Here is a 15,526-nt window from a genome sequence, read left to right as displayed (position 1 = left end):
GCGTCGTCCACCCTCGCTCTTAGGGAAGCGCGCACATGCTTGCTGGAATCGTCCTCCTCCTCGTCACCGGCTCGGTCTTCTTCTTCAGCCTGGTGATCTTCAGCGTCCTGTCGAAGGCGTATGAGCAGTACCAGGAACGCTACGTCGCCAAGTCGATGAACGACTTGAGCGACATGTTCCTCTTCATCGATCCACGCCAGATGTTGATCCTCAACATCGCGTGCATGTGCTTGTTGGGGATCCTGACGTACATCATCTTCAACCCCATCATGGCGGTGGTGGCCACGGTGTTCGGCTTCTTCCTGCCGATGCTGATGGTCAAGCACTACCGGAAGCGGCGCATCAAGAAGTTCAACGTGCAGCTGGTGGACGCGCTGCAGGCCATGGCCAACGCCTTCAAGGCCGGTCTCACGTTCCCCCAGGCCATTGAGCACGTGGCGCGCGAGGCGATGCCGCCGCTGTCGCAGGAGTTCGGCCTCTTCGTGAAGGAAGTGAAGCTGGGTGTTCCGCTGGAGGAAGCGCTCATCAACATGGGCCGCCGCGTGGGCAGTGACGACCTGGAGCTGGTCGTCGTGTCCACGAACATCGCCCGTCAGCTCGGCGGCAACATGGCCGAGATGTTCGAGACGATCTCCACGGTCATCCGCGAGCGCTTCCGTCTGGAAGGCAAGATCGACGCGCTCACCTCGCAGGGCAAGCTGCAGGGGTGGATCGTCGCGGCGATGCCCGGTGTGCTCGGCATGGTGCTCAACTACATGCGGCCCGACCTGATGGAGCCGATGATGGACCACATCTTCGGTTGGATCCTCGTGATCATCATCGCCATCATGGAAGTGATGGGCATCCTCATCATCCGGCGCATCGTCAACATCGATATTTGAGAGGTGCACCGTGGACGATGTCCTGACGCCAATGTTGATCGGCAGCTCGGCGCTCCTCTTCGCGGGCGCCGTGGGCTTCCTGGGCCTGGGGCTGTACCAGACGCTGCTGGAGCGCTTCCTGTCGGAGGTCCGTGACGAGTCCACGGGCGGCATGAAGGGCTTCGGCTCGGTGGCCATCCGCCGCCTGGGCGCGATGAACCGCCGCTTCATGTGGCCCGGCTACGAGGCCAAGGCGCGCCGCAACCTCATCAAGGCGGGCGAGCCGCAGGCGTACAAGCCCGAGGACATCATGGCGCTGCAGGAAGTCAGCGCGGTGGTGGGCCTCATCATGGGCCTCATCCTGCTCAACGGCTTCGGCGTGAGCATGGTGTGGGCGCCGCTGTTCCTGCTCTTCGGCATGTACTACCCGCTGATGTGGCTGAACGACCAGGTGAAGAAGCGCCACCTGCTCATCAGCCGCGCGCTGCCCTACAGCCTGGACCTGCTGACGCTGTCGGTGGAAGCCGGCCTGGACTTCACCGCGGCACTGGCCAAGGTGGTGGAGAAGGGCAAGCCGGGGCCGCTGCGCGAGGAGCTGCAGCTGGTGCTCAAGCAGCTGAAGATGGGCAAGACGCGTGAAGAGGGCCTCAAGAGCATGATTCTTCGCGTGGACCTGCCGCCGCTGACCACCTTCGTCACCGCGCTCATCCAGGCGGACAAGATGGGGACCAGCTTGGGCAAGGTGCTGCGCATCCAGTCCACGCAGATGCGCATCGACCGCACCCAGCGCGCGGAGAAGCTGGCCGGCGAGGCGCCGGTGAAGATGCTCTTCCCGCTCATCGCGTGCATCTTCCCCACGGTGTTCATGGTGCTGTTCGGGCCCATCGTGTTCCAGTTCATGTTCGGAAACGTCGCGGGGTAGCGCCCCGTGCCCATCCTCCTGACCATCACCCAGGGGCTCCAGCAGGGACGGGAGCTCACCTTCGAGGCGGCCGAGGTCAACATCGGCCGCACCTCGGAGAACGACCTGGTGCTGCACGACCACGGCGTGTCGCGCAGACACGCGCGCATCGTGCTCCGCGGCGACAAGTACTTCGTCGCGGACATGGGCAGCTCGAATGGCACCGTGCTCAACGGGGGGCTGCTGTCGGGTGAGCAGCAGTTGCGGGATGGGGACAAGATTGGCGTGGGCCCCGTCGAGTTCACCTTCGTCTGGGTGCCGCCGGAAGGGGACGAGGACGCCACGCGGCCCATCCGCCGGGGCGACCCGCTCCCCGTGGTCGACCCGGACGCCACCCGTCCCATCCGCCTCAACGACCCGATTCCCGCCCAGAGCGGCATCGTGCTGCCGGAGGGCTATCCCACCGCGCAGCAGCCCGCGGTGGTGCCGGTGCGTCCGGGCACCGCCGCCGTGGCGAAGGCCGAGTCCGGCGCGGAGCAGACGGCGGCGGAGCGCGCGCGCCGCCGCCGGGAGCTCGAGGGGACTGCGGCGGGCAGGCTGCTCCTGTGGTGGGGGCAGCTGTCGATGCCGGCGCGGCTGGGCGTGGGCGCGGCCGGAGGCGGCCTGGTGCTGGCGCTGGTGGGCGTGCTGGCCGTCTTCTTCATGCCCAGGAGCGAAGGCCGGGTGTCCGGCGTGGAGCCGGAGGACCTGGGCTTCGAGGTGATTTCAGACTCGTTCGGGGTGGGCGAGGGCGTGACGTGGGAGAACCCGGACCACAAGTCGTTCGCCTTCCAGTTCGTCACCCCGACGCGGGCGGTGGCGGTGGTCCACTACATGGCCAGTGGCATCTCCAAGGAGGAGGTGTCGCTGGTCGTCAACGGCGTGGACGTGGGCTGGGTGCCGCCGGACGTGAATGCGGTGACGGAGCGCGGGCTGGAGCAGATTCTCCCGCCTACGGCGCTGAAGCGGGGCGAGCTCAACTCCGTCGTCTTCGACAACGTCCGCAACCCGCCGGGGCGGGACACCTGGCGCGTGTGGAACCTGCGCCTGGAAATCATCCCGGTGCCGGAGCTGCCGCAAGAGGAGCTGCTGGCCAAGGCGCGTCAGTACGTCGCCGCGGGCGCCCGCTTCTATGCATCGCGCGACGTCGGCGCGGAGAACCTCTTCAAGGCGTGGCAGCAGTACCGCTTCGCCTGGGTGACGCTGGAGGCGCTGGACACCAAGCCGGACATCTACCAGGACGTCCGCTTCCAGCTCGGCCAGGTAGCAACCGAGCTGGACCACAAGTGCAGCCAGCTGATGCTCGATTTTCAACGCAGCGTACAATACCGGAATGCGCGGACAGCCCGGGCCGCGTTGCAGGAAATGGGTCGACGCTTCCCTACGGCCGACCATCGCTGCCACAATCTAGGTTTACAGTTGGCCTACGAGCACGAGCTGTAGGCGCGTGCTCACTTCGACAGGAAGTCGGTGATTCGCATGTCCAACGGTTCCCCTCCGGCACGTCGCCGGCCCCCTTCTGGGGCGCCCTCGGGTGGGACCGGGTCCCGTCCCGCCGTGCGCAGGACGTCCGCCCGGCCCGCGCCCGCCCCCGTCTCCGCCGCGGCCCGGCTCATTTGCATCGCTGGCCCCAAGGATGGTGAGGAGTTTGCCCTGTCCGAGGAGGAGTACGTCATCGGTCGAGCGACCGATAACGCCATCTGCATCCCGGACACCTCCGTGTCCCGCAAGCACGTCATGGTGCGGAAGTCGGGAGCGGGTTGGGCGGTCAGCGACCTGGGCTCCGGGAACGGGACGCTCGTCAACGGCGACGTCGTCAGCGACGAGACGCCGCTGGCCAACGGTGACGTCATCACGTTGGGCGACACGGAGCTGCGCTTCGAGGACGTGGCCAACTCCACGATGATGGTCGGCGCGCCGGCCCCCGGTCCGCGGCCCCGTCCGGCGGCCTCTGGCAGCCGCGGCGCGGTGCCGCCCCGTCCGGGGCCTCGCGTCGAAGGTGGCCGCGTGCGCAGCTCGCGCGCGGCGGCGGCCTCGGCGCCCACCCCCGAGGAGCTGAAGAAGAAGAAGCTCATCAAGCTGGGCGCCGTGGGCGCGGTGCTGGTGCTGTTCGCGGGCCTGGGCGTGGTGCGGATGAACGTCCAGAAGCAGCAGGCGGTCGCCGCGGAAGAGGCCCGTCAAGGCAAGAACCACCGGGATCGGCTGGGCAGCCTGTTCCAGGACGCCAAGAACCTCGTGCGCGAGGGCAAGTGGGTCGAGGCGAAGGCGAAGCTGGAGGAGCTCCAGACCGAGGCCCCGGAATACCCGGGCGTGGCGGACTACCTCGGGCACGCCGCGCGCGAGATTCCCGTCCAGGAGAAGCTGACGGCGGCCAAGGAGGCTCTGTCGAAGAAGGAGCTGGGCAAGGCTGGCACGCTGCTGGCCGGCGCCGGAGAGAGCCAGTTCCTCTACGAGCAGGTGAACGAGACGAAGCGCGCGCTGTCGGAGTCCGCGGACACGCGCACGCGCGAGGCGCGCAAGCTGCTGGATGAGAGTCAGCTCGACATGGCCAAGGCCATCACCGACGACATCCTGGTGGCCTTCCCGGAGCACCGCGACGCCAAGCTCATCAACGAGCAGGCGGCGCAGGCCATCCTCGTCCGAGACACGCCCAAGCCCGTCATCCAGGGGCCGGCCCCCAAGCCGTGGGAGCCCGCCGTCGACCGCTTCCGTGACGGCGACATGTCCGGCGCGGTGGCCATCCTCAACGCGTGCATGGCGCGCAACGCGCAGTGCAAGAAGCTGCTCGGGCAGATGACGGAGTTCGGCAACCTCTACAAGCGGTTGGAGGACCTGGACGCCCGCGGCCTGTCGAAGCTGATGTCGCTGGACAAGGGCATCACCGGCGGCCGTCCCAGCAAGATGGCGCGCAACGCGGGCACGCGGGCGGCCACCATCTTCTACAAGGGCGCCACCGCGGCGAAGGCGGCGGGGCAGTGGAGCCGCGCCATGGACTACTCGCGCAAGGCGCTGCAGGCGGACCCCGGACACGCGGGCGCCACCAACATCATCAGTGAGCTGAAGGCGAAGGCGAAGGACGTCTACCTCCATGCCTACTCCCTGAAGGACGGGAGCCCCGATGAGGCCCTGCCCAAGTTCAAGGACGTGGTGGCGATGACGCCGCCCGACGACGAGTACCACGAGAAGGCGAAGACCTGGGTCGAGAAGCTGTCCCGATGACCCGGCGCAAGGTGGGAGGCGGCACGCCGCCGCCAGGGGGCCAGCAGGGTGACCTGTTCGGCAGTGGCGCCTCCACCCCTCGTGCGGCGCGGAAGGCCGCGGCGCCGCCGACGCCACCACCGCCTCCGGTGGACGCGGACGGCACCTCGCTGCTGGGGCCCATGGACGGCGCGCCGCCTCCGCCGCCCAAGCCCGAGCGCGTGGTGCTGTCGGTGGGCGAGCTGACCCGCCAGCTCAAGCAGACGCTGGAGTCGCGCTTCGCCCGCGTCATCGTGCGCGGCGAGGTGACGGGCTTCCGTGGGCCCAACGCGCGGGGGCACTGGTACTTCTCGCTGAAGGACGCGGGCGCGGCCATCGACGCGAAGGTGTGGGCCTCCATGGCGGCCCGCCTGCGCTTCGCGCTGCGCGACGGCATGGAGGTGATTGCCGAAGGCAGCGTGGACCTGTACGAGCCGCAGGGCCGCTACAGCCTCATCGTCCAGCGGCTGGAGCCGGTGGGCGAGGGCGCGCTGGCGCTGGCCTTCGAGCAGCTCAAGGAGCGGCTGGCCCAGGAGGGGCTCATCGGTCCCGGGCGCGTGCGGCCCCCCAGGCCGTTGCCCTCCCTGCCTCGGCGGATTGGCGTGGTGACGAGCCGCACCGGCGCGGCGCTGCAGGACTTCCTGCGCGTGCTGCATTCGCGCAACCCCAGGCAGAGCGTCCTGGTGGCGGACGCGCGTGTGCAGGGCGAAGGCTCCGCCGTGGAGGTGGCTCGCGCCATCGAGCGGCTGGGGCGCACGGACGTGGACGTCATCGTGGTGACGCGCGGTGGTGGTTCGGTGGAGGACCTCTGGACCTTCAACGAGGAGCGGGTGGCCCGCGCCATCTTCGCCTCGCCTGTGCCGGTGGTGTCCGCCATTGGTCACGAAATCGACTTCACCATCTCCGACTTCGTGGCGGACCTGCGCGCGCCCACGCCCAGCGCCGCGGCGGAGCGCCTGGCGCCAGTGCTGGCCGACCTGGAGCTGACGCTGGCCACGCAGGCGGGCCGTCTGCGGCGTGCCATGGAGCGCCGGGTGCTGGAGTTGCGCGAGGAGCAGGGCCAGCTCGCGTCGCGGTTGGAGGACCCCCGGCGGGCCATCAACCACCAGCGGCTGCACCTGTCCGAGCAGGTGGAGTCGATGATGCGGGTGCTGCGGCCGGCCGTGCGCGGGCACCGTGAGGCGCTGCGGTCGCTGACCGAAAGGCTGCAGCGGGCGCGCCCCCAGGCGCGCCTGGGCGAGCAGCGGGCGCACCTCCTGAAGCTCGCCATGCGGCTGTCGGAGGCGGTGCGGGCAGGTGTGGCGACGCGGCACGGCGCGCTGGCGACGGCACGGCTCGGGCTCGAGCGGGCGTCACCCGTGGCCCAGGTGTCCCGCGAGCGTGCCCGGCTGGCCGCACACCGGGCTCGGCTGCTGGCGCTCCAGCAGGCGACGCTGGCGGATGCCCAGAAGCGTTTCCAGCGTCTGGAGGGACGTCTGGACGCCATGAGTCCGTTGAAGGTGATGTCGCGCGGCTATTCGGTGGTGTTCCGGCAGCGCGATGGCGCGGTGGTCCGCGCGGGCGCGGATGTCCAGGTGGGAGAGCGCCTGGGGCTGAAGCTCGCGTCGAACGGGGCGAAGTCGCTCGGGGGATGTGAAGAAATCGAAGCCACCGTCACGGCGGTGAAAGGGCCGGTGGACTGCTGACGGGCCACCCTCTAGAGTCCCGCGCCCCACACGGGGAGGTGGATGGAAGTGGCGAAGTCGGACAAGGCGCCCAAGGCGGACAAGGTGGCGGAGGCCGAGGTCCCCGAGCAGTACGGGGATGTGGTCTCCCGGCTCGAGGAGACGGTGGGCCGACTGGAGAGCGGCAATCTCTCCCTGGAGGACTCGCTCAAGGCCTTCGAGGAAGGCATCCGGCTGGTGCGCCGGGGTGAGAAGCTGCTCACCGAGGCGGAGCAGCGCATCGAACAGCTCCTGCTGGATGAGGACGGAAACGACGTGGTGGCGCCCCTGTCGGTCGCCGCGCGTCCGGCGGCACCCGCGCCCGCGGCCCCTCGGGCCCCCGCTCCTCGTCCGCCCCCGGAGGATGACGTCCCGTTCTAGGTGCTCGGGCCCGTCCACTCCGGCATGTCGAAGCCGAAAATCACCATTGTCGATGACGACCGCGACACGCGGGAGTTGCTGGCGGCGGCCCTGGAGGACGAGGGCTTTGCCGTCACCATGGCGGCCAACGGCCTGCGGCTCATCGCGTCGTTCCAGCTGCACCGGCCGCACGCCATCCTCCTGGACGTGAACATGTCCTGGATTGACGGCTTCGAGCTGTGCCGGGCGGTGAAGAAGAACGAGCAGTTCCGGGACATCCCCGTCATCTTCATCAGTGGCCGTGGGGAGCCCGAGGACAAGCGGCACGGCATGGAAGTGGGCGCCGCGGACTACTTCGTCAAGCCGCTGGACCTGGACAAGCTCGTCAGCCGCATCCGCGAGCTCGTGCCCGCGCAGATTCCATAAACCGAGGAGCACGGACGCTCGTGGCAACGTTTCAACTGAATTCCTTCCTGGCCACCCAGCAGGCGCGCGTCGAGGCCCTGCTGCGCGAGCGCTTGGAGCGGCTGGGTCCCGCCGGGACGCCGCCGAAGCTCGTGGAGGCCATGCGCTACTCCCTGCTGGCCGGCGGCAAGCGCCTGCGCCCGGTGCTCTGCCTGTCCTTCGCGGACCTCGTGGCGCGCGAAAGCACCGTGTCGGCGGTGGCGGGCGACGCGGCGTGCGCGCTGGAGTACGTGCACACGTATTCGCTGGTGCATGACGACCTGCCGGCGATGGACAACGACGACTACCGCCGGGGCCGGCTCACCAACCACAAGGTGTACGGCGAGTCCCTGGCCATCCTGTCAGGGGACGCGCTGCTGACGGAGGCCTTCACCCTGGTGGCCGGTGGACCCGAGCCCATGCGCGCCGCGCTGTGCCGGGAGCTGGCGGTGGCCTCGGGCGCGGCGGGCATGGTGGGCGGGCAGGTGCTGGACACCGCCGAGGACCGGCCGTCCGCGCTGGACTACCTCATCCGGCTGCACCGCATGAAGACGGGCGCCCTCATCCGGGCCGCGTGCCGCATGGGCGTGCTGGCCAGCGGTGGTGACGCGGACGCGCTGGCGCGCGCGGACACCTACGGCGACGCGGTGGGGCTGGCCTTCCAGATTGCCGATGACGTGCTGGACGTGACGGCCACGGCGGCGGAGCTGGGCAAGCCCGCGGGCGCGGACGCCGCGGCCGGGCGCTTCACCTTCCCGGCGGTGGTGGGGCTGGAGGCGTCGCGAAAGCTGGCGGACCAGAAGGTGGCCGAGGCCATCGCGGCCGTGCGCCCCCTGGAGGGCGAGGATGGGCCGCTGGCGGCGCTGGCGCGCTACACGGTGGAGCGGAAGTCCTGATGTCGGAGGGGCTGTCACGCATCGGCTCGCCCTCGGACGTCCGCGCACTTCCCGAGGAGGCGCTGCCGCGCCTGTGCCACGCGCTGCGCGAGGACATCATCTCCATCTGCGGCCGTGTGGGGGGCCACCTGGGGGCCTCCCTGGGCGCGGTGGAGCTCATCGTCGCGTTGCACCGCGTGTTCCATTCGCCCCAGGACGCGCTGCTGTTCGACGTGGGGCACCAGGCCTACGCGCACAAGCTCCTCACGGGGCGGCGTGAGCGCATGCACACGCTGCGGCACGCGGACGGCATCGCGCCGTTCCTGGACCCGCGAGAGAGTCCTCACGACGCGCTGCTGGCGGGGCACTCGTGCACGGCGGTGTCCGCGGCGCTGGGCGTGTTGGAGGGCCGGCGGCAGCAGGGGCACCGGGGCCACGTGGTGGCGGTGCTGGGCGACGGGGGCCTCACGGGGGGCCTCACGTTCGAGGGGCTCAACAACGCGGGAGGCAGCCACCTGCCGTTGGTCGTCGTGCTCAACGACAACCAGATGTCCATCAGCGCCAACGTGGGGGCCATCCCCGCGCTGCTGCGCACCCGCGAGGCGCGCAACTTCTTTGAAGGCCTGGGCTTCACCTACCTGGGCCCGGTGGATGGGCATGACCTGCCCTCGCTGATTCGCGCGCTGCGCGAGGCCCGTGCCTCGTCGCGGCCCGTGGTGGTGCATGCGCTGACGCTGAAGGGGAAGGGCTTCCCGCCGGCGGAGGCCGACATGCAGACGCGCGGGCATGCCATGGGCCCGTATGAGTGGCGCGACGGCAAGCTGGTGCGCTCGCGCGGCGGCCAGCGGACCTTCAGCGAGGCCTTCGCGGCGGTGCTGGAGGACGCCATGGCCCGGGACGCCCGCGTGGTGGCGGTGACGCCCGCGATGCTGGAGGGCTCGGCGCTCAACGCGCTCAAGGCGCGCTTCCCGGACCGCGTGCACGACGTGGGCATCGCGGAGCAGCACGCCGTCACCTTCAGCGCGGGGTTGGCCGCGGCCGGCGCGCGTCCGGTGTGCTGCATCTATTCGACGTTCCTCCAGCGCGCGTACGACCAGGTCATCCACGACGTGTGCCTGCCGGGCCTGCCCGTCGTCTTCGCCGTGGACCGCGCGGGGCTGGTGGGCGCGGACGGGGCGACGCACCAGGGCACCTACGACGTGGCGTCCCTGCGTCCGCTGCCGGACCTGCACCTGTGGTCGCCCATGGTGGGGGAGGACCTGGCGCCGATGCTGGACACCGCCCTGGCGGCGCCGCGCGCCTCCGTCATCCGCTTCCCACGTGGCACGCTGCCGCCCCTGCCGGAAGGATTGGGCGCGGAGGCGGTGCCGCTGCGGGGGGCGCGCTGGCTGCTTCGCGCGGAGCAGCCCCGGCTGACGCTGGTGACGTTGGGCCCCCTGGGCATCGCCGCGTTGGAGGCCGCGCGGGGCGAGCCCGGCTGGAGCGTGCTGGATGCGCGGTGCGCTTCACCTCTGGATGAAGCCGCCTTGCTGGAGGCCGGCCGGTGCGGTCATGTCGTGGTGGCCGAGGAGGGCACCACGCGCGGGGGGCTGGGCAGCGCGGTGCTGGAGCTCTTCGCGGCGCACGGGCTGATGGCCCGCGTCCGGTTGCTGGGCATGCCCGATGCGTTCGTTCCCCATGGGGACGCGCGGGTTCAGCGCGCGACGCTGGGGTTGGACGCGGCGGGCCTGCGGAGCGCGGGCCGGGCGCTGCTGGAGGGGGGCGGACGGTGAAGCCTCGCAAGGAGCGGGTGGACGTGCTGGTGGTGGAGCGCGGGCTGGCCGAGTCGCGCACCAAGGCCCAGGCGCTCATCCTGGCCGGGCAGGTCGTGGTGGATGACCAGCGCGTGGACAAGCCTGGGACGCTGATTCCGCAGGAGGCGGAGCTGCGCCTCAAGGGCGAGGTGATGCCCTACGTGTCGCGCGGCGGCTTGAAGCTGAAGGGCGCCATTGACCGCTTCGGGCTGGACGTCCGGGGCAAGGTGGCCGCGGACATCGGTGCCAGCACCGGCGGCTTCACGGACTGCCTGCTCCAGCACGGGGCCCCGCGCGTCCATGCGATTGACGTGGGCTACGGACAGCTCCACGAGAAGCTGCGCACGGACCCACGGGTGCGCTCGCGCGAGCGCGTCAACGCGCGCTACCTCACGGAGGAGGACCTGCCGGAGAAGGTCGGCGTGGTCGTCATCGACGTGAGCTTCATCTCCCTGACGCAGGTGCTGCCGTCGGTGCTGACGTACCTGGAGCCGGGCGGCCTGTTGGTGGCGCTGGTGAAGCCCCAGTTCGAGGTGGGGCCGGACCGGGTGGGGAAGGGCGGCGTGGTGCGGGATGTCGCCGCCCGGCAGGGCGCCATCGACACCGTGACGGCGTTCGTCCGCGAGCAGGGCCTGGAGGTGCTCGGGTTGATGGACTCCACGGTGCCCGGGCCCGCTGGCAACGTGGAGGCGCTCCTCGTCGCCAGCAGGCCCTGAGTCCGCGCGCTACGGCCGGTAGCGGCGGTAGTCGGACAGGGGCAGCGTCTGCACCACGTCGAAGCCGGTGCGGATCCACAGCCGGCCTTCCGGGTCGATTGCGCCGCCCAGGCTGCCGACCACCTGGTGACGGAACAGCTCACGGGCCTCGCCGCCGGACGTCTGGTCCACGGCGACGATTTCGTTGGGCAGCGTCGGCGCGCCATCCAGTCCGCGGGCCGGCGCGTTGAGCAGGAAGAGCTCCGGCGAGTTCGGTCGGCGCAGCACCTGGAGCACGTTCAGCGCGCCATTCGCGTCGATGGAGCGGTTGTCCCGGTTGCGAATCTGCCCCGACGCGTCGAGGAACCACACGCGCTGCTGGCCCACCGCGACGAGGCGCGAGGCGCCCGGGTGGTAGAGGATGTGCGCCAGCGGCACCGGGAGCGCGGGGCTGGTCCACTGGAGCCGAGCGCCCTCGCACTCGTCCTGGTTCGCGGCGCACGCGATGACCTGCGACTGCTCCGAGCCGAGCTGGAGGCCCAGGAAGAGCGTGTTGCCGGTGTCATTGAAGGCGCCCAGGGGGAGGCGCTCGTTGCGCGCGAAGGTCCGCAGCTTGTACGCGACCCGGGCCGTGCCACCCGCGCCCTGCTCTCCCGTCTCGCCCGCGTACAGCTCGGTGACGGTGACGTCCGTGCGCGAAGCATCCGGGCCCGTGCCCAGGGACGCGATGAGAATCATCCCGTCCGCGCGAACCAGGGGCGGGGCGATGACGCTCTCCAGCGTCGTGGGCGCGTAGAGCCACTTGACCTCGGCCACGCTCTCCGACGTGCCGTTGGGGTTGTGGGACAGGCGGCGCACCTCGTCGATGCGGTTGACGATGATGGCGTCACCGCCCGGCAGCACGGTGAGCTGCGTGGGGCCGATGTCCGTCGTCGTGCGCGCGGTGATGCGCAGGTCGGCGTCCACGGCGAAGGCGCCCACGTTCGGGGTCCACACCCAGCGCTTGCCGCTGATGGGGTTGCGCTCCGTGATGACCGTCTCGGGGGTGCAGGCGATGGGCATCCCGACGGTGCCCGTCACGTTGCCGCTGAGGTCCACGCGGTACAGCGTGGAAATCTCCGTCGGAGGGACGCCGCAGCCCACGAACGTGGGGTTCGCGCTGGTGCCGTCGATGACGAAGTGGTCGGTGACGACCTGGCCGGCGTTCTGCGGCTCCACGATGCGCCGCTGCACCGGGAAGTAGGAGACAGGCGCGGGCTGCGAGCGATTCGTGCGCCCGTCGGAGCACGTGGCCACCGCGTTCAACGACAGGTTCGCGGCCAGGCCCACCGTGGCGTAGGGGATGTCGTTGCGCTCCAGCGTCAGCGTCATCGTACCGCCGCTGTGCGGGAAGGTCCGGAGCAGGGTCTCCCGGTCATTGACGTTGAGCGTCGAGCCGCCTTCGCAGCCAGACACCGTGACGATGACCTGGAGCTTGTCGTCGGAGATGATGCCCGCGGGCACCGTCAGGGCGACCTGGGGGGGATCCGGCGTGGGAGGGGGCGGTTCACTGCCGCCACAGGCGGCGGCCAGGCTGCCGGCGACGATGAGGGCGGAGCGCCGCGCGCGCCGCGTCAGGGAGGGGTGGGCCATGGCGGCGGACTCTAGCCGGTACGCGGCATCCCAGGCATCTAGGCCCTCCCGTCAGGCGGGCCCGAACCGACCCCATCCCACCTGGGTACGGAACGTCCCCCAAGGGCCGCTGGCTGTGGTAGTTCCGCCCGCGCCGTTGGGACCCCACTCGGTGGGCGGCGTCACAGCGCCAGGGTGTTGCATCTATAGCCCTGCTAGCGCCTGATGGGTGGTAGGCAGGGCGGTCGGCCGTGCGCGGTCCGCGGGCGGTAGGGAAGTGGCTTCCATCGTGTACGCTCGGCCTCCGGAGGACTTGGGGGCGGCGGGGACCGACGCGGCCACATCCTCCCACCCATGCCCGCCGTTCTGGCCCCAGGGCGTGTTCAGCGGCATGATCGGGATCCGAACCATGAACTCTTTCGCACGCAGCGCGTTTTCGCAGCCTCTCTACCCGGCGCCATGCCGCCGGGGCTGGGGTTCACCGTGAGAGTCGAGATGCAGGCTGATCAGCGGGGACGCGTGCTGGTGGTGGCCGCCAAGGAGGCGGGCGACGCGCTCATGGAGCGGCTCACCTCGAGCGGCTACCAGTGTGCGTCGGCGGAGAAGGAGAGCGGCCTGGCCCAGGTCGCGGACACGTTGCAGCCAGAGGTCGTCCTGCTGTCGGTGACGGCGAAGCGGGCCGCGGAGATGCTGGAGTCGCTGCGCAAGGTGGACCGGCTCCAGCGCCTGCCGGTGCTGGTGGACCTGGGCCGCGCGCGCTCGGCGGAGGCCTTCAAGCGGCTGGCCGTGGACGATTGGATCCGCGGCGCCGACGAGGTGGTGCCCCGTCTGGAGGCCGCGCTGCGCGCGGGCCGGCTGCGCGACCGGGAAGAGCGGATCCGTCTGCGGATGGGGATGCTCCTGGAAATCACCCAGGCGGCCACCAGCTCTCTGGAGCTGGAGGAGATTCTCCGCATCGCCGTGGACAAGGTCGGCCGCGTCACAGGGACGGACCGCTGCTCGGTGGTGCTGGTGGAGGGCAGCCATGCCCGCACCGCGAAGGTGGTGGCCACGCAGGAGGACCCGAGCCTCGTCCAACTGGACATCGAGGTGATGCGCTACCCGGAGCTGCGCCGCGCGCTGGAGACGCGGGAGGCGGTGGTCATCGAGGAGGCGCAGCGCGACCCGCTGATGGCGGAGGTGCGCACCAACATCCTGCCGCTGGGCGTGAAGTCCATCCTGGTCCAGCCCCTCATCTGTCAGGGCGACCTGCTGGGAGCGCTGTTCCTACGCGTATCGCGCGCGGACGCGTCGTTCGGCCGGGACGAGCAGGAGTTCGCCCAGGCGGTGGCCGGCGTGCTGGCCAACTCCATCCGCAACGCGCGCCTTCACACGGCGGTGAAGAAGAAGCGCGAGGACCTGGAGGAAGCCTACGTCCAGCGCTACCAGGAGCTGAGCGAGGCCAACCGCCGGCTCAAGGAGCTCAACCGGCTCAAGGACGAAATCATCGCGGTGTGCAGCCACGACCTGCGCGCGCCGCTCCAGGTGCTCCTGGGGCACGGCCGGCTGTTGCAGGAAGGGCCGCTGGAGCCGCAGCAGCGCCAGTCCTCCGAGGCGATGATCCGCCAGGGCAAGAAGATCCTCGGCCTGGTGGAGTCCCTGCTGGAGAAGGGCAAGGGCGAGGCGGCGCGGCTGTCCATCGAGCCCCGAGTCCTGGACGTGGCGCAGCTGTGCCGCGACGCCGTCAACGAGCTGGAGATTCTCGCCGCGGAGCGGGGCGTGTCACTGCGCGCCGACTGTCCGGACAGCCTGATGCTCATCGGCGACGAGGTGAAGCTGCACGAGGTGCTGCAGAACCTCATCACCAACGCCATCCACCACGCGCGCCAGGACGGCGAGGTGGTGGTGAGCACCCAGCGGCTGGGGCGTCCGGACGGAGACGCCGCCAAGGTGTGCGTGCAGGACGATGGCGTGGGCATTCCGCCGGACGAGCTGCACCTCGTCTTCGACCGTTACCGCCACGGCGGCAAGGGCACCGGGCTGGGGCTGGCCATCTGCAAGGAGTTCGTGGAGCTGCACGGCGGTGAAATCTGGGCGGAGAGCCCGCCGGACACCGGCTGCATCTTCGTCTTCACGCTGCCGCTGGCGCAGGAAGCGCCGCGCAACCCGCGTCCGCCGCCCGCCGCCGCGCCCTCGCCGCAGGAGCAGCCGCGCGTGCTGGTGGTGGAGGACGAGCCGGAGATCGCCGCGGTGCTGTCGGAGGTGCTGCGCTCCAAGTACCGCGTGGAGGTGGCGCGCGACGGCGCGGAGGGACTGGCCCGGGCGAAGGCCCAGCGGCCGGACCTGGTGGTCATGGACGTGTTCCTGCCCAAGCTGGACGGCCTGGACGCGGCCATGGCGCTCAAGTCCTCGACGGACACCGCGCGCATCCCCGTCATCCTGCTGTCCGCCCACCAGGGCGTGGCGGAGAAGGTCCGCTCGCTGAACCTGGGCGCGGTGGACTACATGAGCAAGCCGTTCAACGCGGTGGAGCTCCTCAACCGCACCGAGCGCGCCCTCAAGCTGCGCCAGGGCGAGCGCGAGCAGCAGGAGAAGGAGAAGACCAGCGCCCTGCAGCGGCGCACCGGCAGCGACCCCGTAACGGGCCTGCACGACCGGCGCGGGCTGCTGTTGCGGCTGGAGCAGGAAGTGGCGCGCAGCCGACGCTACCACCGCGCGCTCAGCCTCGCGGTGCTCCGGCCCGACCGGCCGGTGGAGCCCGTGCCGTCCACCATCGCGGACGTGATGCGCAAGCGGGTGCGCCACCCGGATGCCATCTCCCACCTGGGCGGAGGCGTGTTCGCCGTCGTCCTGCCGGAGTGCCAGGCGGAGGCGGCGCGCGCCGTCATCAGCCGCATGTTGCCGGATGTGGAGAAGGCGACGGACACGGAGTACCGGTCGGCGGTGGCGGATGTGAGCCAGGACAGCGACTCGGTGGAGAAGCTGCTGGAGAAACTGGGCGCGCCGGCCCCGGAAGAGACCTGAGGCGA

General features: G+C 70.5%; 12 protein-coding genes. 11 read left to right on the top strand and 1 reads right to left on the bottom strand.

Annotation, left to right across the window (positions count from 1 at the left end; all coding sequences use genetic code 11):
- Positions 1 to 35 precede the first annotated feature (35 nt).
- The 10 genes from KGD87_RS12615 to KGD87_RS12570 are packed head-to-tail and all read left to right on the top strand — an operon-like array spanning position 36 to position 10,928.
- Positions 36 to 881, top strand: coding sequence for a type II secretion system F family protein (locus KGD87_RS12615; protein ID WP_011554643.1), 846 nt, complete (start codon positions 36 to 38; stop codon positions 879 to 881).
- A gap of 10 nt (positions 882 to 891) precedes the next feature.
- Positions 892 to 1,782 (top strand): type II secretion system F family protein, encoded by an 891-nt coding sequence (locus KGD87_RS12610; protein ID WP_176420880.1) that lies wholly within the window; start codon positions 892 to 894, stop codon positions 1,780 to 1,782.
- A 6-nt stretch (positions 1,783 to 1,788) separates the two neighbouring features.
- On the top strand, positions 1,789 to 3,243 hold the full coding sequence (locus KGD87_RS12605) for an FHA domain-containing protein (protein ID WP_284667689.1): 1,455 nt from the start codon (positions 1,789 to 1,791) through the stop codon (positions 3,241 to 3,243).
- Positions 3,244 to 3,270: 27 nt separating this feature from the next.
- The gene (locus KGD87_RS12600) at positions 3,271 to 5,019 is read left to right on the top strand and encodes an FHA domain-containing protein (RefSeq protein WP_284667688.1); all 1,749 of its coding nucleotides are present in this window, start codon (positions 3,271 to 3,273) and stop codon (positions 5,017 to 5,019) included.
- On the top strand, positions 5,016 to 6,722 hold the full coding sequence (xseA, locus tag KGD87_RS12595; RefSeq protein ID WP_284667687.1) for an exodeoxyribonuclease VII large subunit: 1,707 nt from the start codon (positions 5,016 to 5,018) through the stop codon (positions 6,720 to 6,722). Before KGD87_RS12600 ends, xseA begins: the two co-directional genes overlap by 4 nt.
- A gap of 42 nt (positions 6,723 to 6,764) precedes the next feature.
- Positions 6,765 to 7,121: an exodeoxyribonuclease VII small subunit gene (gene xseB / locus KGD87_RS12590; RefSeq protein ID WP_141588763.1), complete on the top strand. Its 357-nt coding sequence runs from the start codon at positions 6,765 to 6,767 to the stop codon at positions 7,119 to 7,121.
- Positions 7,122 to 7,145: 24 nt separating this feature from the next.
- On the top strand, positions 7,146 to 7,526 hold the full coding sequence (locus KGD87_RS12585; protein ID WP_284668629.1) for a response regulator: 381 nt from the start codon (positions 7,146 to 7,148) through the stop codon (positions 7,524 to 7,526).
- Positions 7,527 to 7,546: 20 nt separating this feature from the next.
- Positions 7,547 to 8,440, top strand: a complete 894-nt coding sequence (locus tag KGD87_RS12580) for a polyprenyl synthetase family protein (protein ID WP_284667686.1) — start codon at positions 7,547 to 7,549, stop codon at positions 8,438 to 8,440.
- On the top strand, positions 8,440 to 10,191 hold the full coding sequence (locus KGD87_RS12575; protein WP_284667685.1) for a 1-deoxy-D-xylulose-5-phosphate synthase: 1,752 nt from the start codon (positions 8,440 to 8,442) through the stop codon (positions 10,189 to 10,191). Before KGD87_RS12580 ends, KGD87_RS12575 begins: the two co-directional genes overlap by 1 nt.
- Positions 10,188 to 10,928: a TlyA family RNA methyltransferase gene (locus KGD87_RS12570; RefSeq protein WP_284667684.1), complete on the top strand. Its 741-nt coding sequence runs from the start codon at positions 10,188 to 10,190 to the stop codon at positions 10,926 to 10,928. The genes KGD87_RS12575 and KGD87_RS12570 overlap by 4 nt, the downstream gene beginning before the upstream one ends.
- 9 nt (positions 10,929 to 10,937) lie before the next feature.
- Here KGD87_RS12570 and KGD87_RS12565 read toward each other — a convergent pair whose 3' ends face one another.
- Entirely contained in the window at positions 10,938 to 12,539 is a 1,602-nt protein-coding gene (locus tag KGD87_RS12565) for a hypothetical protein (RefSeq protein WP_284667683.1), read from the bottom strand.
- 474 nt (positions 12,540 to 13,013) lie between these two features.
- Here KGD87_RS12565 and KGD87_RS12560 point away from each other — a divergent pair, with 474 nt between their 5' ends.
- Positions 13,014 to 15,521 carry an ATP-binding protein gene (locus tag KGD87_RS12560; RefSeq protein WP_284667682.1) on the top strand — a complete coding sequence of 836 codons (2,508 nt, stop codon included), beginning with the start codon at positions 13,014 to 13,016 and terminating at the stop codon, positions 15,519 to 15,521.
- The last annotated feature ends 5 nt before the right edge of the window (positions 15,522 to 15,526 follow it).

Origin of the sequence: Myxococcus sp. SDU36, assembly GCF_030168875.1 — a bacterium.
GTDB classification, from domain to species: Bacteria; Myxococcota; Myxococcia; order Myxococcales; family Myxococcaceae; genus Myxococcus; species Myxococcus vastator.
Note: the sequence above shows the minus strand (reverse complement) of the source record. Positions and strands in the feature narration are given on the sequence as shown.